This is a genomic window from Streptomyces sp. NPDC006476 (assembly GCF_040612015.1).
Lineage (GTDB): Bacteria > Actinomycetota > Actinomycetes > Streptomycetales > Streptomycetaceae > Streptomyces > Streptomyces griseorubiginosus_B.
Map to the genome: position 1 here is coordinate 18,976 of NZ_JBEXPK010000013.1, position 25,050 is coordinate 44,025.

Here is a 25,050-nt window from a genome sequence, read left to right on the forward strand (position 1 = left end):
AGATGACGAGCACCGCCGCACCCTTGATCTCCACCCCCGTCACCGCGTCCCTGCTGCGCGGCGCCCTGGAGGTCGAGCACACCGAGGACGGCGTGCTGCCCCACCGCCTGCCCGCCTGGGCCCGCGCCCAGTGCACCGACGGACAGCTCCTCATGGCGGAGTCCCAGCCCTCCGGCGTACGCCTCGTCCTCCGCAGCCGCACCCGGACGGTGGAACTCGACGCGCGCCCCACCAAGCGCGTCTACCCCGGCCTCGCCCACCGCCCCGAGGACGGGATCTACGAGCTGTTCATCGACGGCGCGCCCTACGCGCAGGGCACGGTCACCGGCGGCAACACCCTCACCATCGACATGGCCGCCGGCACCGCCGAACTGCAGCCCGGCCCGGCCGGCACCCTCCGCTTCGCCGAACTGCCCGACGGCGACAAGGACATCGAGATCTGGCTGCCGCACACCGAGACCACCGAACTCATGGCCCTGCGCACCGACGCGCCGGTGGAGTCCGCCCCGTACTCGGGACGCAGGGTCTGGCTGCACCACGGCAGCTCCATCAGCCACGGCTCCAACGCCACCACCCCCAGCACCACCTGGCCGGCGCTCGCCGCCTCCCTCGCCGGCGTCGAGCTCGTCAACCTCGGCCTGGGCGGCAGCGCGCTGCTCGATCCTTTCACCGCCCGCGCCCTGCGCGACACGCCCGCCGACCTGATCAGCGTCAAGATCGGCATCAACCTCGTCAACACCGATCTGATGCGGCTGCGTGCCTTCACCCCCGCCGTGCACGGCTTCCTCGACACCATCCGCGAAGGCCACCCCACCACACCGCTGCTGGTCGTCTCGCCCATCCTGTGCCCGATGCACGAGGACACCCCCGGCCCCACCGCGATGGACGTCAACAGCCTCGCCGCCGACCAGGTCCGCTTCCAGGCCATGGGCGACCCGGCCGAGGTCGCCGGCGGCAAGCTCACCCTGCACGTCATCCGTGACGAACTGGCCCGCATCGTCGCCCAGCGCGCGGCCGACGATCCCCACCTCCACTACCTCGACGGCCGCGAGCTGTACGGCGAGAAGGACGCCGAGGAACTCCCCCTCCCCGACGCCCTCCACCCCGACGGCCCCACCCACCGCCTCATCGCCGAGCGCTTCACGGAACTGGCCTTCGCCGCGGAGGGCCCCTTCACGGCCCGCTCCTGATCCCACGTCAGTCCGATCGTGCTCGTACGACCGCTGGGCACTCGTGGGGTAACGTCCCGGCGATACGCCGAGGCAGAAGCGATGCACGAGGAGAAGGGCGACATGGCAGGCCGAAGGGACGGAGGCCGTCCCACGCAGATCACGGGTGCCGACGACGCGCTGTGGGCGCGACAACTGCTCGAACAGCTTCGGCACACCGGGCGCGACGTCCACCGGGTCGTCTCCTGGCTCGCCGGAGCCGTCCACGGCTCGGCCTGTCTGCAAGGCGCCGACGGCGGCCTCGTCGCCGGTACGCCTGTGACGCTGGACGCCGATCTGGTCGCGGACGTAGCAGGCGGACGCATCTCCTCCGCCGCCTGGGACGACACGGGCCGCCATCTGCGCCTGGTCGGGGTGGAGCAGCCCGGGTCCCCGACGGCCTGCGTGCTCGCGGTCAGCCGTGAAACGCCCTTCGACCGGCGCGCCTCCGACATCGTCAGTCACACCGCCCAGGTCCTCGAACTGCTTCTGCGGGCCAACAGGTCCACCGAGGCCGCCCACCGCCTGAAACGCGCGACCTCCGATCTGCGCCTGGCGATCCTGCAGTTGCTGATGGTGGAGGACACCGTCGCCGCGCGCCGGGTCGCCGCCGGGCTGTGGCCCGGTCTGCTGGACACCGACACCGCCTGCGTCTATGTGCTGGAGGGGTGCGCTCAGGACCGTGACCGCATCGCCGAGGACTGCCTGGACGTGACACGGGAACAGGCGCTGGTCGTGCGCTGCCCGGCGGTCGACGCGCACGTCATCGTCGTGGCGCCGCGCGACACCGTCGCCGTACAACTGCGCGACCTCGTCGGTCGGCGGCCGGGCATCCTGCTCGGTGGCAGCGCCCCGCAGAGCCTCGCCAGCACCGCGACCGCCTACGGACAGGCCGTCAGCGCCCTCGCCGTCGCCCGGTTCCGCCCGGACAAGCAGGCCGTGTACGCCGAACGCACCCATCCCGAGCGCCTGATGGACCCGGCCGCACTGCACGCCTGGACCGCCCGCCTGCTGCGCCCGCTCGACACCCTGGCCCATCACACCCGCGGCGAACTCCTCGCCACCACCCGCCTCGGCCTGGAATTCACCGCCGTCAGCGCCGCGAAGATCCTCGGCGTCAGCCGCAACACCGTGCGCGCCCGCATGGAACGCGTGGAGACCCTGCTCCGCGCCGACTTCTCCGACCTCACCGTCCGCGCCGTCGTCCATCTCGCCCTCAACACCCAGGTCGGCCTGGCCCTCGACGCCGGTGAGCCCACCACACCGCATGCCCCGCTCGCCAACCTGCTGACCGGCCCCGCGCTGGGCACCTGGGCCCAGGACCTCATCGGCCGGCTCGACTCCGACGCCCGCGACCTGCGCCGCACCCTGCGCACCTGGATCGCCGCCGGAGGCAACGCCGAACGCGCCGCGCAGACCCTGGGCATGCACCCGCAGACCGTCCGTGAACACGTCCGCAGCGCCGAACCGGTCCTCGAACGCCAACTTCTGGCCGCCGGCAGCGACCTCTACGAGGTCGTCCTCGCGCACCTGGCCCTCGGTGACCTGCGGGCACCCGTCTTCCACGGGGCGAAAACGGACCATCCGGACTCACCTGTGCACGGGTGAGCCTTTCGGCCACGACAGCGGGCATCGACGCGGTACCGAACCCGTCGGCAGGCACGTAACTTCGACCTCCCTAGGGGCGCGACCGGAGCGGGGGACCGGTCGGGCCCCTTTTGGTTTTCATGTTGCGCCTGACAGTGGGTACGTTCGAATCGATCGTTGACGCACTCGATTCTGTCGCGATCTATTGATTGAGCCGTCGTTTCCGTCGTACCGTCCCACTGTTCGCCACCACCCCGACCGACGCACAGAGGTGAGCCATGGACCGCCCCCGGCTTCAGGAGCTGCTGGCTCGCGAGAGCGCGGAGGCCACGCGTCGCTGCCCGCGTTCGCAGGACGCCTACGCCCGCGCCGACCACCTTTTCGGCCGGGTGCCGATGACCTGGATGAACAAGACGGCGGGCCCCTTCCCGCGCTATCTGGCCACCGCCCGCGGGGCACGCGTCACGGACATCGACGGGCACGAGTACGTCGACTTCTGCCTCGGCGACACGGGAGCGATGACCGGCCACTCGCCGGCGGCCGTGGCCGAGGCGGTCAACCGGCGCTTCACCGAGCTGGGCGGTTCCACCGCGATGCTGCCGACGGAGGACGCCGAGTGGGTCGGCGCCGAGTTGACCCGGCGCTTCGGCCTGACCCGCTGGAGCTTCTCGCTGACCGCGACGGACGCCAACCGGTGGGCGATCCGGCTCGCCCGGGCCGTCACCGGCCGCTCGAAGATCCTGTTCAACAGCTACAGCTACCACGGCAGCGTGGACGAATCCCTCATCGTGGTCGGACCGGACGGCGGGGGAGCGGCCCGGCCCGGCAACGTCGGCGCCCCCTGCGACGTGACACTGACCAGCCGGGTTGCCGAGTTCAACGACCTGGAGCAGCTGGAGCGGGAACTCGCCCACGGCGACGTGGCCGCCGTTCTGATGGAACCCGCGCTCACCAACATCGGCATCGTGCTGCCCGAGACCGGCTATCTGGAGGGTGTACGCGAGCTGACCCGCCGTCACGGCACCCTGCTCATCAACGACGAGACCCACACCTTCTCGGCCGGCCCCGGCGGCTGCACCGCCGCCTGGGACCTGGAGCCCGACCTGCTCACCATCGGCAAGGCGATCGGCGGCGGCATCCCGGCCGGCGGCTACGGCCTGTCCGCCGAACTCGCCGACCGGCTCCTGGACCGCGCCGACCTCGATCTGGTCGACATGGGCGGCGTCGGCGGCACCCTCGCCGGCAACGCCCTCTCGGTCGCCGCCATGCGCGCCACCCTCGAACACGTCCTGACCGACGAGGCGTTCGCCCACATGGCCAAGCTCTCGGAACGCTTCGAGGCCGGCGTCCGCGCGGGCATCGACGCCCACGCCCTGCCCTGGTCCGTCAGCCGCCTGGGAGCCCGCACCGAATACCGCTTCGCCTCCCCGGCCCCGCGCACCGGCACCGAGTCGGCGGCCGCCGCGGACACCGAACTGGAGGACTTCCTGCATCTGTACCTGGCCAACCGGGGCATCCTGCTGACTCCGTTCCACAACATGGCCCTCATGTGTCCCGACACCACCGAGCAGGACGTCGACCTGCACACCGAGGTCTTCGCCGCCGCCCTTTCCGAACTGACGGCCTGAACCGGGGGCATCCGTGGACGAGATCGACCGGGCCATCCTGCGCGAACTGCAGGCCGACGGCCGTATCGCCTACGCCGACCTCGGCCCCAAGGTCGGCCTGTCCGCCTCGGCGGCACGCCAGCGTCTGCAGCGGCTGCTGGACTCCAGGGCCGTCCAGGTCGTCGGCGTCACCGACCCGATGGCCATGGGCGGCCAGGCCATGGCCCTGCTCGGCATCACCGTCGACGGTGACGTGCGCGCGGTCGCCGACGAACTGGCCCGGCACCCGGAGGTCGTCTACTCGGTGCTGACCTCCGGCGGCTTCGACCTCTTCGCCGAGGTCGTCGCACCCGGCCCGCGCGAACTCCTCGACTTCGTCAACGACGTCGTACGCCCGGTCGAGGGGGTCGAGCGGATCCAGCCGTTCCCCTACTTCGGCATCCACACCCACCGCTTCCTCTGGGATGTCGGCTGAATGCCCAGCGTGAGACGGGTACTCGGAGGACTCCGGAACGACAACCGCTGGAGGAGGTCCGCATGACCAGCAGCACGGAGACCGGCGGCGTGACCGGTACGCCGGACAAGGACTACAACCTGATCTGGTACGTCGAGGCGTGTCTGAACAACGCCCTGCGCCTGGAGTCCTACATCCAGGACGCGGAGCGCGAGAAGGACACCGAGGTCGCGGACCTTTTCCGCAAGGCCCAGGCGGACAGCCGCAAGGGCGCGGAACTGGGCAAGGACCTCCTGAGGGCACGTCTCAACGGCGGCTGAGTACCGCTCACGCTGGGGCCCGGCACCGTGCACGCCACGGTGCCGGGCTTTTCGACGTCCGCGGACCGGTGACGGCAGGCTCGCCTCCCGCTACCCTACTCGCCAGTAACCGGAGTGCATCCAGGAGGCGACCATGCCGCAGCTCGACGTCGACGGCGCGACCCTGACCTACGACGACGAGGGCCCCCGCGACGGCGAGCCCACGCCCCTGGTCTTCGTGCACGGCTGGACGGCGAACCGGCACCGCTGGGACCACCAGATGACCCACTTCGCCGACGCACGCCGCGTGATCCGTCTCGACCTGCGCGGCCACGGCGACAGCACCGGGGGAGGCGTACGGACGATCGCGGAGCTGGCCCGGGACGTCCTGGCGCTGCTGGACCACCTCAAGGTCGAGCGGGCCGTCCTCGTCGGCCATTCGATGGGCGGCATGATCGCCCAGACCATCGCCCTGGACCACCCCGAGCGCGTCGAACGCCTGGTGCTGGTCAACTCCATCGGACGCATGGCCTACAGCCGGGGCCGGGGACTGCTGATGGCGGCCTCCACCCTGGTGCCCTTCAAGCTGTTCGTCGCCGCCAACATCCAGCGCGCCTTCGCCCCGGGACACCCCCGCGAGGAGATCCGCGCCCATGTCAAGGCCTCGGCGGACACCCCGCGCGAGGTCGTCATGACCCTCTACGGCGCCATGCGTGCCTTCGACGTCCTGGACCGGGCCGGCGAGATCCAGGCGCCGACTCTGATGATCCACGGCTACCACGACATCCAGCTACCCGTGCGGCAGATGCTGCGCATGGCCAAGGCCTACCCTGACGTGGTGGTCCGCATCATCGACGCCGGTCACGAACTGCCCGTCGAGCGGCCCGCCGAACTCACCACCGCCCTCGACCGCTTCCTGACCGCCGCGTGAGGTGATCAGCGCGCCAGTTTGGCCCTGACCCCGCCCGCCGCCACCGCCGGGCGCGCCGTCGCCCGCACCGAGCGCCGCACCAGGTGTGCCTCCCGACGCAGATCATGGGCGGCGTGCCGGCCACGCCACACCAGCGAGGGGGACCCGGCGGTGTCGTCGGCCGCGATCAGCAGTCCGCCCAGCATCGAGAGGTTCTTCAGGAAGTGGATGCGCTGCTGGGCCCGCTCGTCGGGATCCTCCTCCTCCCAGAAGCGGTGCCCCGCCAGTGTGGTGGGCACCAGCGTGCCCGCGATGGCCAGCGCGGCCAGTCGCGGCAGCCGCCCGGTGCCCAGCAGCAGGCCCGCGGCCACCTGCACGGCACCGCTGAGCCGTACGGCCTGTTCGGTGCGGTCCGGCAGGGCGTCGACGCGTTCCGTGATCGGCTGGACGACGGGTTCGGCCGCGGGCGCGACCTTCTCCGGCGAGCGCAGGGAGTTCAGTCCGCCGGCCAGGAACATCGAGGCGAGCATGGGGCGGCCGACCAGTCGCAGGACACTCATGACTGTCTCCAAAGGGTGAGGACATGGGTACGGAGACCGAACGGGTTCCCGCGCTCATGTGGTCGATGCCACGCCCCGTGACCGGTCGCAGGTATGTTCACCGGCCATGGCCGCCCGCTACCGTTTTCCGCGCATTACCTCTCACACCCCGCAGTACGGACGGCCCCGCAGTGCTCACAGACCTCTCCCCGCTCATCGCGGCGACCGCCCAATGGCTGACCCGCGCCTACCCCTCCGGTGGCGGCGCGCTGGCCTCGGTCCTGTGCGAGGTGCAGGCACGCCAGGCCGTGACGGTCGCGGCGTGGCTGCGCTACCCGACCCCGATGGACGCCGCGCTCGTCGGCATGGCGGGCCCCGGCGGATCAGCCCGGCTGGACTGGATCACCGGCGCGGAGCCGGCCGACGACCCGGACGACGAGGACGCCCATGCCTGGCGCACCTGGGTGGACGAGGTCGTGGCGAGCTGGGCGGCCGCCCTGCTGAGCGACCCCGGCCTGGCCGCGACGGCGGTGGCCGCCCTCGCCATGGGCAGCCACACGACCGGTACACCCGTCGAGTTCCGCCGCCTGCTCGCCCCCGACGACGCCGACCGCCGCGCCGCCGCCCTCCTGCGCCACCCCGACCTGCTCGCCCCCGTGGCAACACTCCACCAGCCCCAACTCCTGAACCGCCTCGAACCGGGCCAGGCACTGACCGCCTGAGCGTCGACTGGACCGCTGTCCAGCCAGTCCGCCGGTTCGCCTGCAGGCGTCATGAGCATGGTCGCCCCTCGAGCCATGTCCGGCCGGGCCGGTCCCTCGTCGTCTCAGCGGCGACTGGGTTGTTGTTCAGCCAGGCCGCCGGTTGGCCTGCAGGCAGGCCTCTTGAGCATGGTCGCTGTTGTCGTAGCGCTCGGGGCCACCTCCGGCCGGGCCAGGCCTCACCGCTTCAGCGGGCCGGTTCGCCGGCAGGCCCGCTGCGTGTTCTCGCCGCTGCGGCAGCTCTGGCCGGGGCAGCCGTCATTGCTTCTGCGGTGACTGGGCGGAGGTGCGCTTGCCGCTGAGCTCGTTGACCACGGTGTAGGTTTTGGTCCGCCCGGCCACCGGCTTGAGGTCGAGCCGGCCGGTTCGCCACAAGGCCTCCTGAGCATGGTCGAAGGTGCGGCAGCGCCCGGGACCAGCTCCGGCCGGGCCCAGACCCTATGGTCCGGGCGTCGTTCGGGCGCTCAGGCTGCCGTGCCCAGCGTGTCCCGGTCGGTGACGTCGCCCTCCTCCTCGCGCACCATGACCGGCTGCGGAACCCGGCGTGTGCGCAGCAGGAGGCCGGAAGCGATGGTGCCGGTGATGAGCAGGCCCCCGGCGATCAGGGCGCCGCGGACCCCGGCCACTTCCATCAGCAGGCCGAGCGCGGGCGGCCCGCCCAGGCTCCACACCGTGCCGATGCTGCCCCACACGCCCAGCACCCGGCCGCGCAGATGGACGGGCGGGTCGGTCTGCAGTACGGCGGTGCCCGCGGTGTCGGAGACGGACTCCACCACGGCCATCGGCAGCACCAGAACCAGCAGCATCCCCAGCGAGGGCGACAGACCCGCGGCCACCTGCAGCAGCCCCCCGGCGGCGGCCAGCACGCCCACCAGCCGCACCGACGGCCGGCGTAGCCGCCCACCGAGAACGGCCCCCACGATGCCGCCCACGGCGAGCACCGTGGACACCGTGCCGAACGCCCCCGCCCCGCCCGCGAGCGGCCCGGTGACCAGCACCGCCAGCGTCAGCCCGTAGTTGCGGCCGAAGACCGCGCTGACGGCCGTGACACCGGCCAGCGCGACCAGCCGCGGGCGCCGGGCGAAGTAGTCCAGTCCCTCCCGGACCGTCATCGCGGCAGGCTCACCCGCCGGCCCCTCGACGACACGGCCCGCTCCGCGCACGGGACGCAGGAAGGGGATCACCGAGGCCACGAACAGGAACGACAGCCCGTTCGCCGCGTAGGCGGAGGCCGTGCCGAGGAAGCCGACGGCGACCCCGGCCAGGGCGGCGCCCACCAGCCGGCCCGCGCTGTGCACGAGGGCGCCCACCCCGATGGCGGAGGGAACGTCCTCGGCCGGGACGAGATCATTGCCCAGCAGGGCACAGGCGGGCCCGTCGACCGTGGCGACGACGCCGGTCACGGCGGCCAGCACCATCAGCACCGTCATGTCCAGCCGGTCCAGGGCCACCAGCACGGCCATCACGAAGGCCACGACACCCAGCAGGGCCTGGCTGACGGCGGCCGTCAGCTTCCGTGGCCAGCGGTCCACCGCCGCCCCGCCCAGCAGGCTCATCAGCAGGGCGGGCGCGGCCTGCACGGACATGGACAGTCCGGTCGCGGCGGCGGACCCGGTGATCTGCAGGACCAGCAGGTTCTGCACGGTCAGCTGCATCCACGTACCGGCGTTGGACACGAAGTTGGCGACGGACCACCAGCGCATGCTCCGGTAGCGGAGCGAGCGCCAGGGCGAGCGCGAAGGAGCCATGGAGGAAGACACAGTGCGGTACTCGAAGACGAGTCGGACGACTCAGCGAACGGACGACGAGGGAGTACCTTGCTGCGCTGCACGGGTCTCCATGGAGCCGGGATACGGCGCGGCCCATGGTGGCAGAAGAGATGAGCGGGTCAGTGCCGAAGGCGTCGCCCCGGGCGAGCGGTGTCGATCAAGTCCGATGGGGTGCAGGGGACTTGATACCTGGAGTGCCGTTGCTCACAGAAGTGCTGGTGGGGACGTGCGGGAGCCCGCCGCCTGGGGGCGACGGGCTCCTGAGTACGAGGCTGCCGGGTCAGTCGTCCATCTTGCCGCGGCCGCTGAGCGCGTCCCGCAGCCGGTCGACCAGCCCGGCCCCGGGCGCCAGCATCTTGTTGGCCGGGGGCTTGTCCGGCGCGGAGGGGTGCGGCCGGGTCGGCGCCATCTTCTTCGCCTGACGCACCTTGTCGCCCAGCTTGTCCAGCGCCTCCGGGGGACACGCCGCACGCAGCCGGGGGAAGAGGTTCTCCTCCTCGTCCGCGATGTGCGAGCGGATCTCCGTCATCAGCAGGCCGATGAGCCGGTCGAACTCCATGTGGTCCGCCTCGCAGCTCTCCAGATCCTTCATGATCTGCTCTGCCTTGGCGTGGTCCTCAAGTTCCTTGTCCGCGATGGCGTCCCCGCCGGCGACGTGCTCACGCACCGCCGGGTAGACATAGGCCTCCTCGGCGACCGAGTGCCGTACCAGTTCCATCGTGGCCTGGTCCGCGTACACCTTGCGGTTCTTGTCGCCGGGCGGCAGTGCCTCGATCCGGCCGAAGATCTCCTCGACCTCTCGGTGATCGGTCGTCAGCTCGTTGATGACGTTCCCACCGTGTCCCATGCTCCTCACCTCCAGCCAGGAAGCGGCGTCTCCCCGTCCGGATCCGCCGCGCACTCCGAGTGCCCTGGCCTTCGACTCACTAACGCCCCGCCCCCGCCCTCGGCCCACGGGGTGTACGACGCGTGCTCATTGGAACTCGCCTCCGTGAACGCCGACAGGACTGACCGGGGAGGCCGAGGTGTCCGATGCCGTCGACGAGGTGCTCGGGAGGGTGGGCGGCGAGGTGGCCGTCCGGGCGGAGCGACTGTGGCAGACGGCGATGGCGCTGCATGCGGACCCGGAATGCTCGTTCGCCGAACACCACGCGGCCGAGCTGCTCAGCGGGGAGCTGGAACGCGAGGGCTTCACCGTCGAACGCGGCCTCGCCGGACTGCCCACCGCCTTCGCCGCCAGGGCGGGCACGGGCCCGCGTCCCGCGGTGGCCCTGCTGCTCGAGTACGACGCCTTGCCGGGCCTGGGGCACGCCTGCGGGCACAACCTGATCGCTGCGGCCGGACTCGGCGCCGCCCTCGCCGCGCGGGCCGCGCTGGGCGACGCCCCCGGGACCGTGTGGGCCGTGGGAACGCCGGCGGAGGAGGGCGGCGGCGGGAAGGTCATCGAGACCGACGCCGGGGTCTTCGACGACCTCGACGCCGCGCTCATGTTCCACCCCGGGGTCCACGACTGGCAGTGGGCGCCGCTGACCGCGCAGACCCAGTACCGCGTCGGCTTCCACGGCCGCGCCGCGCACCCCACCGGAAACCCCACCGAGGGCATCGACGCGCTGGCCGCTCTCATCCAGCTGTTCAACACTCTCGCCGTCGTCGAGCGGCGGCTGCCGGCCGGCTCGCACATCCAGGGCATCGTCACCGACGGCGGGCGGGCGACGAACATCGTCCCCGAGTACGCCGAAGGCCTCTTCGGCCTGCGCGCGGCGACCACCTTCGGTCTGGAGGACCTGGCCGGCGAGCTGTTGACCTGCGCCCACGGCGTCGCCCGGGCGACGGACACGACCGTGACGGTCGAACGCGCCACACCCCGCTACGAGCACTTCCGCGACAGCCGTGTGCTGTCCGCCCGCTTCGCCCACCATCTGGCCCACGCGGGCATCGAGCTCACCCCGCCCGAACCGGGTGTGTTCCTGGGTTCCTCCGACATCGGCAACGTCAGCGGCCGCGTACCCGCTATCCACCCCTTCGTGGCGATCATGACGTCGGAAGGTTCCGATCACACCCCCGAGTTCGCCACCGCGGCCTCCTCCGAGCGCGGTCGCCGGGTGATGCTCGCTGCGACGGAGGCCCTGGCCCGCACGACGGTGGAGACGCTGCTGTCCGCCGACCTCAGGGACCGGGCGTGGAGCGAGCACGAGCTCAATGTCAGCGTGCGGGCGTGAGCCACGGCAGGGGATCGGTGTACTGCCCGTCGATCAGCACCTCGAAGTGCAGATGCGGCCCGGTCGACAGCCCGGTGGAGCCCACCAGCCCGACCGGGGTGCCGGTCGTGACGCTCTGTCCGACGGTGACCTGCAGCGCGGAGAGATGACTGTACGTCGTCTCCAGCCGCTTGCCCCCGATCGTGCCGTGGTCGATCACGACCCGGTTGCCGTACGCCGTGGTCATGCCGGCGAACTCCACCCGGCCGTCCCGCGCGGCGGACACCTGCGCTCCCTGCGGCGCACCGAAGTCGACCCCGGTGTGCAACTTGGTCACCCCGGTCAGCGGGTGCTTGCGGGAGCCGAAGGGGGAGGTGACGGTGAGCGTGGTGACCGGTGGGGCCAGGATGGCGATGGGTGCCTGGTTCGTGTTCTGCTCGGGGTTCTGCCGTACGAGCGCCTCGTACTGCGGCAGCCGGGCCTTGACCTGTTGCACGAAGTCCTGGGCCGCGGCCGGCACGCGGCCCGCCTTCTCCACCGGGCCGGTCCCGGCCCGGTAAGCGGCGAGGGTGAGATCGACCAGGTCCCCGTTGATGGTTCCCTTGGTCCTCAGCCTGGTCACCTGGTGCACGAGGGAACAGTCCTGCCGCCCCAGCGCCATGATCGCGTCCACCGCGTCGTGCGGGGAGGAGCGCCCGTTGCCGTCCTCGTCGCGCCCCCAGGTGCGCCACTGCGCGTCGGTGAAGCGGGCGATGCCCTGCTGGGACAGGCTCGCGGTGTCGTCGCTCCATCCGGACAGCTGATCGATCTGTGCGGCGAGCACGGACGGGGTGACGATGGCGCACGATCGGGTCGCCTTGCGCAGCCATGGTACGTAGGAGCCGTCGACCTTGCTCGTGGCGGAGTCGGCCGCGTCCGCCCCCTGGGGCAGTACGGAGGACAGGCCTCCGGTTGAGGCCAGGAACACCGACACCCCGGTCATCGCGACCAGCCCGGGCATCACGATCAGCAGGAAAGGACCGGGCCCCTTTCGCCGTGGACCGCTTTTCACGCTCGTGCTGTCCTGGACGACCGGAGTGTCCTCCGTCTGCTGGGGCACGCGACTCACGCTCGCAGGCTAGCCATTCCCTGACGTGACGTCACCGGACGCCGGGTCAAAGGGGGTTGCCCGAAAGGGCAGGGATGTCGCCGGACATGCGCGGGTCAGGGTTTCTTGGTCTCCGACTCCAGCGAGGCTCGGGTCGCCCTGCCGTACACGCCCGATTCGTCCTGCAGGACGAGACGGGTGAACTGATAACTGCGGACGGCGCTCTGCACGTCGCTGTCGTAGACACCGTCGGCGTCCTGGCTGTACAGGCCCACCTGGCGCAGCCGCAGCTGGAGTTCGACCACTTCCGGGCCGGTGTCGCCCAGCCGCAGGACGGGGGGCTGTCCGCTGGAGGCGCTGGGGGAGGGGGTCGCCGAGGCGGTGGCGGACGGGGTGCCGTCCGTGGGTGCCGGGTCCGTCGGGGTCGCCGTCCGGCTGGGCGTCGCGCCGGCCGGCTCCGACGTCGTCGGTGACGGCGAGGTGGACGACGCGCTCGCGGACGGCCGCACGGCTGCCGCGCTCGTGGAGGTGCCGGGATCCGGCAGGGGTGCCCGGATGCCGTCCGACCGCGAGGTGTCGTGGGAGGGCCCCTCGTACAACAGCCCGCCCACCGTGCCTCCCACGGCCAGGACGGCGACGGCGGCTCCCGCGAACAGGAGCCCGACGCGGCGACGCGGCGCGACCGGCTCGTCGACCGACGGGAAGGGCGTCGTCGGGGTGTCGCCCTCGGCCGGCATCGAGCTGTCCGGGGCGTGTACGGGTGACACATGCACGCCGTCAACTGCTGGGACGGTGTCGGGAGTTGCCGAGTCGTCGGGGTCGCTGGAGCCGTCCTCGTCCTCCAGTTCCACGAAGGGCCGGATCCGCACCGGGTCGAAATCCTCGGCGGCTGCTGCCGCCGCCGTACGGCTGTGGCGGTGGGCGTCGGAGACACGTCGTCCGCAGGCACAGGACGGAGTGCCGTCCGCTGCCCTGGGTGCGCCGCATAACGGGCAGACATGGGGGGTGTGTTCAGTCACGCCGGATCCCTCTCCGTGAAGAATCCAGAGTTTATTCATATGTTCAACACGCAATCTCCGAGGATGGGAGATGGCGTGTGTCCTCCCTCTTTTCGGGAGCCGGGACCGCTCAGCTCGCGGCCGGCGCGGTGCCAGGGCGGGACGGGGCCAGGACCCAGCGCACCGCCGAGGTCATCGCGGAGCCCAGGGGCCGTACACACCACTCGTCGACCACCGGCAGCCGAGGCAGGCGCAGTTCGCGGGCGGCCCAGGAGGGCAGGAGGGAGACCGCGTTGGCGGCCAGCACGCCGTAGGGGAGCCGGGCGGCCAGCGGTACCGGGGGATTGAGCAGGAGGAAGCGTGCGGCCTCGCGGGCCTGCGACGAGGCGCGCAGCTCGGGACGGTAGGCCTCGAGGACCCCCGCGAGCTCCTCGCGGTTGGTGGGCGGGTCGACGACGCCGAGTTCGGCGGCGATCCGCGCGGCGTCGGCGACGTACGCGTCACAGCCGTCCTCCGGCAGCGGCCGCGCGCCGTAACGCTGGTGCGCGCGCAGGAAGCTGTCGACCTCGGCGGCGTGCACCCAGGCGAGCAGGTGCGGGTCGGCGGCGTGGTAGCTCTCGCCCTCGGGGGTCCTGCCGCGCACCCGCTCGTGCACCGCCCGGACCTGGGCGCACGCCTCCTGGGCGTGGGCTGCGGTGCCGAACGTGGTGGTGGCCAGGAAGGTGCTCGTCCGCTGCAGCCGGCCCCAGGGGTCCCCGCGGTAACCGGAGTGCGCCGCCACGGCCGCCATGGCCAGCGGGTGCAGGGACTGCAGGAGCAGCGCCGACAGACCGCCGATGAACATCGAGGCGTCCGAGTGCACCCGGCGTATGGGGCGTTCGGGGCCGAACCAGCGGGGGCCGGGAGTGCCGTGGATCCGGGCCCGATTGCGCGGGCCGTCCGGGCCGGCGACACGGGCGAAGAGGCCCTTGCCCAGTTGCTCGCGCAGACCGAGTGCGCCGGATCCGGCGATTTTCGTCAGCACCTGGTCCTCCTCCAGATCACCTGGATCACGGCTGTGACCCCGCGTACGCGAACAGGTCCCGTCGGCTTCCTGCCCACGGGACCCGCTCACCACCCCGATGTCCTACCAGCGATACCAGCGGCCCCTGCGGCCACCATGCCCGGCGGGCCGCGCCACGAATCCCAGCAGCCACAGCACCAGAACCGCGATGGCGACCCACCACAGCGCCTTCAGGGCGAATCCGGCACCGAAAAGAACAACAGCCAGCAGCAGTACGAGAAGCAAGGGAACCATGTTTGTCTACCTCCGCAGTTTCTGGTGCCCCGGGAAAAGCGCGTCACGCACGTCAATTTCCCTTTGTTTGTCGTCAAGGCCGGGAATTCGGTCCGTTTCGTGTTTCCCGACCGGGCGGTGCGAAACGTCTGGTTCAGCCCTTGGCGGCCTTCGCCGCGTCCGCCTCCGTGTCGGCGCGGGACGTGGAAAGGGTGCCGCCCGCGTTCTCCAGATGGGCGCGCACGAACCACTGGAACTGCTCGAGGTCCCGCAGCTGCTCGATGAGCAGGTCCTCCGTCGCCGGGTCGATCTCCCCGACGGTCTTGACGGCGGCGCGTACGTCCTCGATGAGGCCGGTGTAGACGACGTCGAGCGCTCCCAGGTGCGCGATGGCGTCCTCGCGGCCGATCGAGTAGTCGTCCCAGGTGCGCTCCTTGACCAGGGAGCCGGGCGTGCTGCGATGAAGTGCGGTCCCACGACGTTCCAGTGCACGTGCTTGAGGGTGAGGTGGAGGTCGTTGAGGGCGTGCAGTCGCAGCCGCAGGACGTCGATGAGCCGGCCTGCCGCCTCGCGCTCGATGCCCGGGACCGTGTACTTGGGGGTAAAAGCCTTCGCCATCTCGAAACTCCTTGTCCGTGGGGCGACGGTGGAAGTCCGGATGCCCCGCCTTCGAGTTCCCAGACCGGCGATTTCACTGTGACGGGTGCAGTTTCACCAGACGTGTGAGGCCGGAGATGGTCAGCACCGGGTGCAGCAATGGCGGGGCGACCAGTTCGATGCGGTATTCCACACCTGTCAGATCGACGAGGAGGGGACCGGATTCGGCTTCCAGCGCCTCGGCGAGCAGCTCGCTGTTGCTCATGTCCATCTCGCCCTCGATGCCCAGGACGGCTCTGCCGTCGGCGGCGCGGCGGTGGAGAGTGGAGGCAGGATCCCGCGGCTTCCAGCGTCCGGCGTCGGCGACGGTGACCCGCACGGTGTCCGTGGACGCCTCGGCGGCCAGCCGGACGTCCCCGCCGGGCGTGTCGCGGTGGCCGTGCTCGATGGCGTCGGCGCAGGCCTCGCCGGCGGCGATGAGGACGTCCTGGGCGACACGCCGGGGCATGTCGCAGCGTGCGAGCCAGTCGCGCAGCGCGTGGCGCGCGAGGGCGAGCCGGCCGGACTCGGCGGGAAAGTCCACCCGCAGCGGGGCGGGATGGCGGCGGGATGGCGGTAGAGCAGCAGGGGGACGTCGTCCTCGTAGCCGCCCTCGGGGGCCAGTTCGGCCATGACGTGGTCGGCCGGCCCACGGACGTCCAGCCGGCGGCCGGCGTGCAGCGCCTCGGCGGAGCGCTGGATGCCCGTGCCGAGCGGCTGGCGCCGGCGTGCGACGAGGCCGTCGGCGTACAGCAGGAAGAGAGGAGCGGCCCGGCAGTCGGCAGACGTCCTCGGGGCGCTGGAGACCGGGACGGATGGCCAGGGGCAGGGCGTGCCCGCGGTCGAGGAGGCGGCTGCCGCCGTCCGGCAGGGCGAGCACGCTCGGGGGGGACCGGCCCTTGGCGAAGTGGTCGAGCGCCGTGAGGGTGCGTGCCGGACTGGGGTCCTGCAGGAACAGCGCCCGGCAGGCGCTGCGCAACTGTCCCATGACGGTGGCCGCCCGCAGCCCGCGCCCGACGCAGTCGCCGACCACGATGCCGATCCGGTCGTCCGGCAGCGTGATGACGTCGTACCAGTCGCCGCGATCTCCAGGGGAGGAGTCGCCGGCTCGTAACGCACGGCGAACCCCTCGGGCAACTGGGCCGGGCCGAGGATGGCGCGCCCTCGTTCCAGGTGGCCTCTCCCGTGGTGAGGACGCGGGCGATGCGGGGCCCCACGTCGGGCCAGATCTCCGACCAGACCTCACTGGCCGGACGGCCCAGCGCCCAGGGGTACTTGCGCCCCAGCGTGTCGCGTCGGTAGGCGGCGTTGCAGAAGAAGGTGAGGTCCGGGCCCCAGGCCATCCACATGGAGAACCGCGACGAGAGCAGGATGTCCACCGCCGTCAGCAGGCTCTGCGGCCACCGGGACGGCGGCCCGAGCGGCGTGGCCGACCAGTCCACGGCGGCCAGGTCCGCGCCCATGCCGGGATCGGCGGCGAAGGCCTCGGGCCAGGCCGCCTGCCGGGGGTCGTCTGCACTGTCGTCCGCGAGGGCCACCGGATTCCCGGTTCTCGTTCCCGTCGACTCGGAGCTCCGCCTTCTGTTCCGCCGCGACCCTCTCGGCGGATGCACTGCCCTCGCAACGAGGCTAGGCCACCCGGACACCCACGATGCAGGTGTCGTCGTCGGTGTCGGACCGGCTGTAGGTCAGCAGCCGGTCCAACTGCTGGTCGAGCGTGGGCGAGCCCGTGCGGGCCGCCGTCAGCAGCTGCGCCAGGGACTCCTCCACGGAGCGGTCGCGGCGCTCGATCAGACCGTCGGTGTACATCAGCAGGGTGTCGCCCACCGCCAGCTGGACCTCCTGCTCTTCATACCCCGCTTCCGGCACGGCACCCAGCAGCATCCCCTTGACCAGGGGCAGCGGAGCGGCCTCGCCGACGCGCACCAGGACCGGCGGCAGATGGCCCGCCCGGGCCCAGCGCAGGGTGCGCCGCTCGGGATCGTAGAGACCGCAGACCGCGGTGGCGGTGACGGCGCCGTTGAGATGGTGGGCCACCATGTTCAGCCAGGACAGCAGCTGTCCCGGCCCGGCGCCCGTCACGGCCAGTCCGCGCAGCGCGTTGCGCAGGACGACCATGCTGGTGGCCGCCTCGATGCCGTGTCCGGCGACGTCGCCCACGCACAGCAGCACCAGCCCGGAGGGCAGCACGACCGCGTCGTACCAGTCGCCGCCGACGAGGTTCTGCGTCTCGGCGGGGCGGTAGCGCACGGCCACCCGCAGGCCGGGGGCCTCCAGCGGCGCCTGCGCGGGCGGCATGATCGCGTGCTGCAGCTGGAGGGTGAGCCGGGCGCGTTCGCTGGCCTGCTGCTCGGTGTGGGCGAGCTGGTCGCGGGTGGCGGCCAGGGCGACCTCCGTCCAGTGCTGGGCGGAGATGTCCTGGTAGGCGCCCCGGACGACGAACAGGCGGCCGTCGGAGTCCAGCACCGGCTCGGCCACCACGCGGATGTGCCGGGTGACGCCGTCGGGCCGCTGCAGCCGGAACGCGGTGGACGCCGGCCGGCGATGATGCAGCAGGGTGCGCAGGAACCGGCCGATGGCGACGGCGTCGTCGGGGTGGGCGTGGGCGGGCAGGTCCTCCAGGGGGACCGGGCCGCTGGAGTCGGGCTTGCCGTAGAGGCTGTAGAGCTGGCCGTTCCAGGTGATCTCGCCGGTGAGGAGGTTCTCCTCGAAGCCGCCGATGCGGCCCAGCCGCTGGGCGTGCTGGAGCAGGCTCGCCAGCCGGGCCGCCTCGTCCTCTATGCGCCAGATCAGCAGGACGCTGCCGCCGTGCCGGGTGATGTTGATGTCGGCGACGGCGGCCAGCGGGACGTCGTCCACCAGCGCGGTCAGCCGCATGCGATGGGTGCGGTACGGCTCACCGGTGGCGTAGACCCGTTCCACCTGCTCGAACAGATCGCTCTGGCCGGCGGCCATGGGGTAGGCCTCCAGCAGCAGCGCGCCGCTGATGACGCCCCGCGGCCGGCCGGCTGGGTCGAGGAAACGGCTGTTGACGTGCTGGATGCGGAAGTCGACGAGGTCGCCGCCGGCGTCCAGGTACGGCACGAGCACAAGGGCCGGGTCGTGCAGTCCGTCGGCCAGGTCCATCAGTTCGGCCACGTCCGGCAGGATCCGGGGTTTGTGGTCGTCCTCCGGGTGCTGGTGGGCGTAGGTCTCCAGGGTGTGCGCGCACAGCTCGCCGAGCGCCTCGATCTGCCGGACGATCTGCGGCGGCTGCGGCTCCAGCGGCGTCGGCCAGACGATCTCCAGTACGCCGTGAATCCGGCCGCCGGTTCCGGCGGGTACGGCGACGCGGCCGCCGTCCGGGTACTGGTGCTGGCCGAGGGAGGGCAGGCCGGTCTTGGACAGGGAGCCGATCCACTGGTCCTCGCGGTCGCCGAGCCCGCGCCGCGCCACCGTCGCCACCCCTGGCGGCACGTACCGCCAGCGTCCCGCCTCGGCGGTGGAGAATCCGGCGCTGCCGGCCAGGGTGAGCGCGCCGTCGGGGCTCAGCGCCCAGATGGCCACCGCCACCGCGCCCAGCGGCATGAGGGCGTGGTCGAGCAGGGAGTCGGCCACGGCCTGGGCGTCGCGGGCGGCCAGCGCACCGCTCTCGGCGGCCCGCAGCCGTACGGCGGAGGAGCCGTCGCCCTCGGCGCGGCCGGTCGCCGCGGCCAGGAAGGCCGTGGTGACCTCGGAGAGCCGGTCGCGTGAGGCCTGGTTGATCACGTCCACGGCGAACTCCAGCGGGGTCACGCCCGCCTGCTCGGCCAGCTCCTCCAGCTGCCGCGCCGCCTGTGTGGGCCCGCAGCCCAGCCGTTCCACCAGGATGCCCTTGGCCAGTTCGATCAGGGCGCGCCCGTCCGCCTCGGCCTGGGCGGCCCGCACTTCCTGCCGCAGCCGTTCCACGGTCGCGGCCAGCCGGCCGACGGGGGAGGTGCGCCCGTCCTCCCCGGTCGTCGTCGTGCCGGGCGCCTCCTCGCCGGTGCGGGCGCCGGGCACCTCGGCTCCCGGATCGGCGCCGGCGAGGTCGACGCCCGGTGCGGAGGGTGCCGGCCGGCCGGCCGTGCCGGTGGCGCTGCCGTCCGGCTCGGGCGGCTGGTGGAGATTGCTCACGGTTGACCTGTTCCTCGGCTCGGACGTCCAGGGACGCCGCACGATCGGCGGATGGGCACGCTGGTGGGGGTACCCCTCACTCCGCCAGCCAGTGTCGGACGCGGCCGATGAGGTCGTTGGTGTCGACGGGCTTGGTGACGTAGTCGTTGGCGCCCGAGGCGAGGCTCTTCTCCTGGTCGCCCGGCATCGCCTTGGCGGTGACGGCGATGATGGGCAGCTCCGCGTACTGGGGCATGGCGCGGATCTCGGCGGTGGCGGCGTACCCGTCCATCTCCGGCATCATCACGTCCATCAGGACCAGCGCGATGTCGGGGTGGGCGAGCAGCATCTCGATGCCCTTGCGGCCGTTGTCGGCGTGCAGGACCTGGAAGCCGTGCAGCTCCAGCACCCCGCTGAGGGCGAAGAGGTTGCGCGCGTCGTCGTCGACGACCAGCAGCGTACGGCCGACGAAGGCGTCGTCCATGACATGCGCGGCCGGACGGTGCGGTTCCTCGGCGCGCACCAGCGACAGCACGTCCCCCGGCTCCTCGGCGGACAGGTGCAGCGTGATGCGTTCGCGCAGCTCGTCGAGGCTGGAGAGGAAGTCCAGCGGCCGGCCGACCGCGCCGGCGCGCAGCCGCTGCTCGTGGGCCAGGTCGACCCGGTGACCGGTGTGCACCAGCACCGGCACGCTGGCCAGCGCCGAGTCGCCCCGCATGGCCTCCAGCAGGTGGGCGCCCTCGTCGTCGGGCATGCCGAGTTCCAGGACGACGCAGTGGCAGGGCTCGGCGGCCAGTGTGCTCGCCGCCTCCTGCGCCCCGACCGCCGTGATGATGTCGATCGGCCCGTGCGGGTCGTCGGGATCGGACGCGAGGTCGGCGACCGCGCGCTCGGCGACGAGGGTCAGCAGCCCGCGGGGACGCTCCTCGACCACCAGCAGCCGCCTGCGGCGCTGCTCGGGTCCCTGGGCAACGGGGATTTCCTCCCCCTGCGCCGGCGGAAGCTCGGCGGTGGTCGTGGCGTGGGGCTGCTCCAGCGGCCTGCCGCCGTCCAGCAGATCCGCGAAGTCGGCGCGGGCGACGGGCAGATACAGCGTGAAGGTGCTGCCCTGACCGGGTGTGCTGTCGACGGTGACGGCGCCGCCGAGCAGATGGGCGATCTCGCGGGTGATGGACAGGCCCAGGCCGGTGCCGCCGTACTTGCGGCTGGTGGTGCCGTCCGCCTGCTGGAACGCCCCGAAGATCGTCTCCAGTTGCTGCTGGGGGATGCCGATGCCGGTGTCCTTGACCCGGAAGGCCACCACCGGGCCGCCGCGGTGGACGCCCGCGGGCACCTCCCGGTCCGAGGCGGGCTCGATGTGCAGCTCCACGCCGCCCTGCTCGGTGAACTTCACCGCGTTCGACAGCAGGTTGCGCAGGATCTGCCGCAGCCGGGAGTCGTCGGTGAGCAGGTCGGCCGGGGTGCCCGGCGCGGTGGCCACGGTGAACTCCAGGCTCTTCTGCGTCGTCATCGGCCGGAACGTGGCCTCGACGTACTCCAGCAGCTGGCGAAGCGGGACGCGTTCGGGAGCGACGTCCATCTTGCCGGCCTCGACCTTCGACAGGTCCAGGATGTCGTTGATCAGCTGGAGCAGGTCCGAGCCGGCGGAGTGGATGATGCCCGCGTACTCGACCTGCTTGGGGGTGAGGTTGCGGGAGGGGTTCTGCGCCAGCAACTGAGCGAGGATCAGCAGGCTGTTGAGCGGGGTGCGCAGCTCGTGGCTCATGTTGGCCAGGAACTCCGACTTGTACTTGGAGGCCAGCGCCAGCTCCTGGGCGCGGGTCTCCAGTTCCTGGCGCGCCTGCTCGATCTGCAGGTTCTTCGCCTCGATGTCGCGGTTCTGCGAGGCCAGCAGGGACGCCTTCTCCTCCAGCTCGGCGTTGGAGCGCTGCAGCTCGTCCTGCTGGACCTGCAACTCCTCCGAGCGGGCCTGGAGTTCGGCGGTCAGCCGCTGCGACTCGTCCAGCAGCTCGTCGGTGCGGGCGTTGGCGACGATGGTGTTGAGGTTGACGCCGATGGTCGGCATCAGCTGGCTGAGGAAGTCCTGGTGGATCTTTGTGAAGCGGGTGACGGAGGCCAGTTCGATGACGCCGAGGACCTGGTCCTCCACGACGATCGGGAGCACGACCAGGGCGCTGGGTGCGGTGTGCCCGAGTCCGGAGGAGATGGTGACGTAGCCCGGCGGCAGTTCCTCCACGCTGATGGGCTTGTGGTTGCGCGCGGCCTGTCCGACCAGCGAGCGTCCGACGGGGATGCGCTCGGGCCGGTCGCTGTCGTCGGGGTAGCCGTAGGAGCCCACCAGCCGCAGTTCATGGCCGCGTGCGCTCTCCTCCGCCAGGTAGAAGGCGCCGTACTGGGCGCTGACCAGTGGTGAGAGCTCGTCCATGATGAGCTCGGCGACGACGGGCAGCTCGCGGTGGCCCTGCATCAGGCCGGAGATGCGGGCGAGGTTGGTCTTGAGCCAGTCCTGTTCCTGGTTGGCCCGGGTGGTCTGCCGCAGGGACTCCACCATGGAGTTGATGTTGTCCTTGAGCTCGGCGACCTCGCCAGAGGCCTCCACCGTGATCGAGCGGGTCAGGTCGCCCTCGGCTACGGCGCTGGCGACCTCGGCGATCGCCCGGACCTGCCGGGTGAGGTTGCCGGCCAGTTCGTTGACGTTCTCCGTCAGCCGCTTCCAGGTGCCCTCGACGCCCTCGACCTCGGCCTGTCCGCCGAGCCGGCCCTCGCTGCCGACCTCGCGGGCGACGCGGGTGACCTCGGCCGCGAACGACGACAGCTGGTCGACCATCGTATTGATGGTCGTCTTCAGCTCCAGGATCTCGCCGCGGGCGTCGACGTCGATCTTCTTCGACAGGTCACCGTTGGCCACCGCGGTGGTCACCAGGGCGATGTTGCGCACCTGCCCGGTGAGGTTGTTGGCCATGGAGTTGACGTTGTCGGTGAGGTCCTTCCAGGTGCCGGCCACGTTCGGCACGTGCGCCTGTCCGCCGAGGCGGCCCTCGGTGCCGACCTCGCGGGCGACGCGGGTGACCTCGTCGGCGAACGCGGACAGCGTGTCGACCATGGTGTTGATGACGTCCGCGAGGGCGGCCACCTCGCCCTTGGCCTCCACGGTGATCTTCTGCGAGAGGTCACCGCGGGCGACGGCCGTGGCGACCTGGGCGATCGAGCGGACCTGCCCGGTGAGGTTCGACGCCATCACGTTGACGTTGTCGGTGAGGTCCTTCCACGTGCCGGACACGCCCCGCACGATGGCCTGTCCGCCGAGGTTGCCCTCGGTGCCGACCTCGCGGGCGACGCGGGTGACCTCGTCGGCGAAGGCGGAGAGCTGGTCGACCATCGTGTTGATGGTCTCCTTCAGTTCCAGGATCTCGCCGCGGGCGTCCACGGTGATCTTCTGGGACAGGTCGCCGTTGGCCACGGCTGTGGCGACCTGGGCGATCGAGCGGACCTGCCCGGTCAGGTTGCCCGCCATGAAGTTCACGGAGTCCGTCAGGTCACGCCAGGTGCCCTTCACGCCCTTGACGTCGGCCTGACCGCCGAGCCGCCCCTCGGTGCCGACCTCGCGGGCGACGCGGGTGACCTCGTCGGCGAAGGCGGAGAGCTGGTCGACCATCGTGTTGATGGTGTTCTTCAGTTCCAGGATCTCGCCGCGGGCGTCCACGGTGATCTTCTGGGACAGGTCGCCCTGTGCCACGGCGGTCGTCACCTGGGCGATGTTGCGGACCTGGGAGGTGAGGTTGCCCGCCATGAAGTTGACCGAGTCGGTCAGGTCGCGCCAGACGCCGCCGACCCCCGGCACTTGGGCCTGTCCGCCGAGGCGGCCCTCGCTGCCGACCTCGCGGGCGACGCGGGTGACCTCGGCTGCGAACGAGGACAGCTGGTCGACCATCGTGTTGACGGTCTCCTTCAGCTGCAGGATCTCGCCGCGCGCGGGCACGTCGATCTTCTGCGACAGATCGCCCTTGGCGACCGCCGTGGCGACCTGGGCGATGTCACGCACCTGCGTGGTCAGATTGCCCGCCATGGCGTTGACCGAGTCGGTCAGATCGGCCCAGGTGCCCGAGACGCCCGGCACCTCAGCCTGTCCGCCCAGCGTGCCCTCGGTGCCCACCTCGCGCGCCACCCGTGTCACTTCGGAGGTGAAGACCGACAGCTGGTCCACCATGCCGTTGAAGACCGTGGCGATGTCGCCCAGCAGACCCTCGCCGTCCGACGGCAGCCGGGTGCCGAAGTCACCGTCCCGTACGGCGGTCAGCCCGGCCAGCAGCTGCCGCAGCTCCTGCTCACCCGGGGCCCGCTCGACGGCCTCGGTAGTCCTGCTCGCCATGCGCACCCCTTGTTCCACTCCCCAAGAGCCCTCACCCCGAGGACTCGGAACCGCGCCGGGACCCCGTACGACCCCGCCTCACCGTCCGCGTTTACGCAGTTCACGGAGCGGCCCGATGAGAAAATCCGGTGAAGATTAACGCAGTTGTCGTGCGACAACCAAAGCCTCCAAAGAACATCGCAGCCGGCTCGAAATTCCGCGACCCGAGCTGCATGAAGGGTGTCTTCCCGGGTACACGAGCCGGTTTGCCAACCGGGTCCCACCGGGCCGGGCGATGGATGAAAATCGGCCACTTGTCCGTCTGGCGCGCAAGATTGTGGTGAGAAGCAGAATCCGGGGTATCCGCCAGCCCGAGCGGCTGGCAGGCCGCGAGTCGATACGAGGGAGAGGCATCCATCATGACGGCGGCGTTGACGACCGAATCCGGGACGGACCAGCTGTCGGAGGTAGCCGACCCCATCAACGTCACCCCTCGCGACGCCCGCGAGCTGACCCGGCACTTCCTGGCCCGGCTGGCGGAGCTGGAAGAGGGCACCCAGGAGTACCAGTACGCGCGCAACACGCTGATCGAGATGAACATCTCGCTGGTGCGCTACGCCGCCGCCCGGTTCCGCAGCCGCGGCCCGGCGGAGATGGAGGACATCGTCCAGGTCGGCGTGATCGGCCTGATCAAGGCGATCGACCGGTTCGAGGTCTCGCGCGAGGTGGAGTTCACCTCCTTCTCCATTCCCTACATCGTCGGCGAGATCAAGCGGTTCTTCCGCGACACCTCCTGGGCCGTCCACGTGCCCCGCCGACTGCAGGAGGCCCGGGTCCAGCTGGCCCACGCCACCGAGGAGCTCAGCAGCCGCCTGGGCCGCACGCCCACGGTGGCGGAGCTGTCGCAGCTGATGAGCCTGTCGGAGGAGGAGGTCATCGAGGCCCGCGTCGCCTCCAACGGCTACAACTCCTCCTCGCTCGACGCCGCCGTCTCCACCAGTGAGGACGGCGAGGGCGTGCTCGCGGACTTCATCGGCACCGAGGACGCCGCTCTGGAGCTGGTGGAGGACTTCCACTCCCTGGCGCCCCTGATCGCCGAACTCGACGAGCGGGAGCGGCTGATCCTGCACATGCGCTTCGTGGAGGAGTGCACCCAGGCCGAGATCGGCAAGCGGCTGGGCATCTCGCAGATGCATGTCTCCCGCCTGCTCAACCGTCTTCTGGCCCGGCTGCGCGCGGCCCTGCTCACCACGAGCTGAG

At 71.4% G+C, this 25,050-nt stretch carries 19 protein-coding genes and 2 pseudogenes; 9 read left to right on the forward strand and 12 right to left on the reverse strand.

The genetic code is table 11. The features are described from left to right. Window positions 1–2 precede the first annotated feature (2 nt). The 6 genes from ABZZ74_RS16430 (at window position 3) to ABZZ74_RS16455 (ending at window position 6,086) form a co-directional block, all read left to right on the forward strand. Window positions 3–1,190 (forward strand): GDSL-type esterase/lipase family protein, encoded by a 1,188-nt coding sequence (locus tag ABZZ74_RS16430; RefSeq protein ID WP_356765335.1) that lies wholly within the window; start codon window positions 3–5, stop codon window positions 1,188–1,190. Between the two features lie 102 nt (window positions 1,191–1,292). Next, window positions 1,293–2,816: a helix-turn-helix domain-containing protein gene (locus tag ABZZ74_RS16435; RefSeq protein WP_356765337.1), complete on the forward strand. Its 1,524-nt coding sequence runs from the start codon at window positions 1,293–1,295 to the stop codon at window positions 2,814–2,816. A gap of 257 nt (window positions 2,817–3,073) precedes the next feature. After that, window positions 3,074–4,423, forward strand: coding sequence for a transaminase (locus ABZZ74_RS16440; RefSeq protein ID WP_356765339.1), 1,350 nt, complete (start codon window positions 3,074–3,076; stop codon window positions 4,421–4,423). A gap of 13 nt (window positions 4,424–4,436) precedes the next feature. Beyond that, a complete protein-coding gene (locus ABZZ74_RS16445) occupies window positions 4,437–4,877 on the forward strand; it encodes an Lrp/AsnC family transcriptional regulator (protein ID WP_356765341.1) in 441 nt (146 codons plus the stop codon). A gap of 62 nt (window positions 4,878–4,939) precedes the next feature. Further along, window positions 4,940–5,176, forward strand: a complete 237-nt coding sequence (locus ABZZ74_RS16450) for a hypothetical protein (RefSeq protein WP_356765343.1) — start codon at window positions 4,940–4,942, stop codon at window positions 5,174–5,176. 133 nt (window positions 5,177–5,309) lie between these two features. Then, entirely contained in the window at window positions 5,310–6,086 is a 777-nt protein-coding gene (locus ABZZ74_RS16455) for an alpha/beta fold hydrolase (protein WP_356765345.1), read from the forward strand. Window positions 6,087–6,091: 5 nt separating this feature from the next. Here the strand turns inward: ABZZ74_RS16455 and ABZZ74_RS16460 are convergent, their stop codons facing one another. After that, complete coding sequence (locus tag ABZZ74_RS16460) at window positions 6,092–6,625, reverse strand: DoxX family protein (RefSeq protein ID WP_356765347.1); 534 nt, start codon at window positions 6,623–6,625, stop codon at window positions 6,092–6,094. 170 nt (window positions 6,626–6,795) lie between these two features. On the opposite strand from ABZZ74_RS16460, the gene ABZZ74_RS16465 reads away from it, so the two are divergent. Further along, a complete protein-coding gene (locus ABZZ74_RS16465) occupies window positions 6,796–7,326 on the forward strand; it encodes a hypothetical protein (RefSeq protein ID WP_356765349.1) in 531 nt (176 codons plus the stop codon). Window positions 7,327–7,829: 503 nt separating this feature from the next. Here ABZZ74_RS16465 and ABZZ74_RS16470 read toward each other — a convergent pair. Then, window positions 7,830–9,113: an MFS transporter gene (locus tag ABZZ74_RS16470; protein WP_356765351.1), complete on the reverse strand. Its 1,284-nt coding sequence runs from the start codon at window positions 9,111–9,113 to the stop codon at window positions 7,830–7,832. A gap of 301 nt (window positions 9,114–9,414) precedes the next feature. Further along, window positions 9,415–9,981, reverse strand: coding sequence for a hemerythrin domain-containing protein (locus tag ABZZ74_RS16475; protein ID WP_356765353.1), 567 nt, complete (start codon window positions 9,979–9,981; stop codon window positions 9,415–9,417). A 178-nt stretch (window positions 9,982–10,159) separates the two neighbouring features. Between ABZZ74_RS16475 and ABZZ74_RS16480 the strand changes: the two genes are divergently transcribed. Next, complete coding sequence (locus ABZZ74_RS16480; RefSeq protein ID WP_356765355.1) at window positions 10,160–11,353, forward strand: amidohydrolase; 1,194 nt, start codon at window positions 10,160–10,162, stop codon at window positions 11,351–11,353. On the opposite strand, the gene ABZZ74_RS16485 is transcribed toward ABZZ74_RS16480, so the two are convergent. The 9 genes and pseudogenes from ABZZ74_RS16485 to ABZZ74_RS16525 form a co-directional block, all read right to left on the reverse strand. Next, window positions 11,337–12,332 carry a M23 family metallopeptidase gene (locus ABZZ74_RS16485; RefSeq protein ID WP_356765668.1) on the reverse strand — a complete coding sequence of 332 codons (996 nt, stop codon included), beginning with the start codon at window positions 12,330–12,332 and terminating at the stop codon, window positions 11,337–11,339. The genes ABZZ74_RS16480 and ABZZ74_RS16485 overlap by 17 nt on opposite strands. A 203-nt stretch (window positions 12,333–12,535) precedes the next feature. Continuing rightward, a complete protein-coding gene (locus ABZZ74_RS16490; RefSeq protein ID WP_356765357.1) occupies window positions 12,536–13,438 on the reverse strand; it encodes a peptidoglycan-binding domain-containing protein in 903 nt (300 codons plus the stop codon). A gap of 109 nt (window positions 13,439–13,547) precedes the next feature. Beyond that, window positions 13,548–14,441: an oxygenase MpaB family protein gene (locus ABZZ74_RS16495; RefSeq protein WP_356765359.1), complete on the reverse strand. Its 894-nt coding sequence runs from the start codon at window positions 14,439–14,441 to the stop codon at window positions 13,548–13,550. Window positions 14,442–14,543: 102 nt separating this feature from the next. Further along, window positions 14,544–14,714, reverse strand: coding sequence for a hydrophobic protein (locus tag ABZZ74_RS16500; RefSeq protein WP_133042561.1), 171 nt, complete (start codon window positions 14,712–14,714; stop codon window positions 14,544–14,546). A 133-nt stretch (window positions 14,715–14,847) separates the two neighbouring features. Next, window positions 14,848–15,311: pseudogene (locus tag ABZZ74_RS16505) on the reverse strand (ferritin-like domain-containing protein). 73 nt (window positions 15,312–15,384) lie between these two features. After that, window positions 15,385–15,873: an ATP-binding protein gene (locus ABZZ74_RS16510; protein WP_356765670.1), complete on the reverse strand. Its 489-nt coding sequence runs from the start codon at window positions 15,871–15,873 to the stop codon at window positions 15,385–15,387. A 417-nt stretch (window positions 15,874–16,290) separates the two neighbouring features. After that, a pseudogene (locus tag ABZZ74_RS16515) lies at window positions 16,291–16,575 on the reverse strand (SpoIIE family protein phosphatase); the annotation flags it as partial. Between the two features lie 383 nt (window positions 16,576–16,958). Continuing rightward, a complete protein-coding gene (locus ABZZ74_RS16520) occupies window positions 16,959–19,463 on the reverse strand; it encodes a SpoIIE family protein phosphatase (RefSeq protein WP_356765361.1) in 2,505 nt (834 codons plus the stop codon). 76 nt (window positions 19,464–19,539) lie between these two features. Then, window positions 19,540–23,811 (reverse strand): HAMP domain-containing protein, encoded by a 4,272-nt coding sequence (locus ABZZ74_RS16525; protein WP_356765363.1) that lies wholly within the window; start codon window positions 23,809–23,811, stop codon window positions 19,540–19,542. Between the two features lie 398 nt (window positions 23,812–24,209). On the opposite strand from ABZZ74_RS16525, the gene ABZZ74_RS16530 reads away from it, so the two are divergent. Continuing rightward, window positions 24,210–25,049 carry a SigB/SigF/SigG family RNA polymerase sigma factor gene (locus ABZZ74_RS16530; protein WP_356765365.1) on the forward strand — a complete coding sequence of 280 codons (840 nt, stop codon included), beginning with the start codon at window positions 24,210–24,212 and terminating at the stop codon, window positions 25,047–25,049. Window position 25,050: the final 1 nt, after the last annotated feature.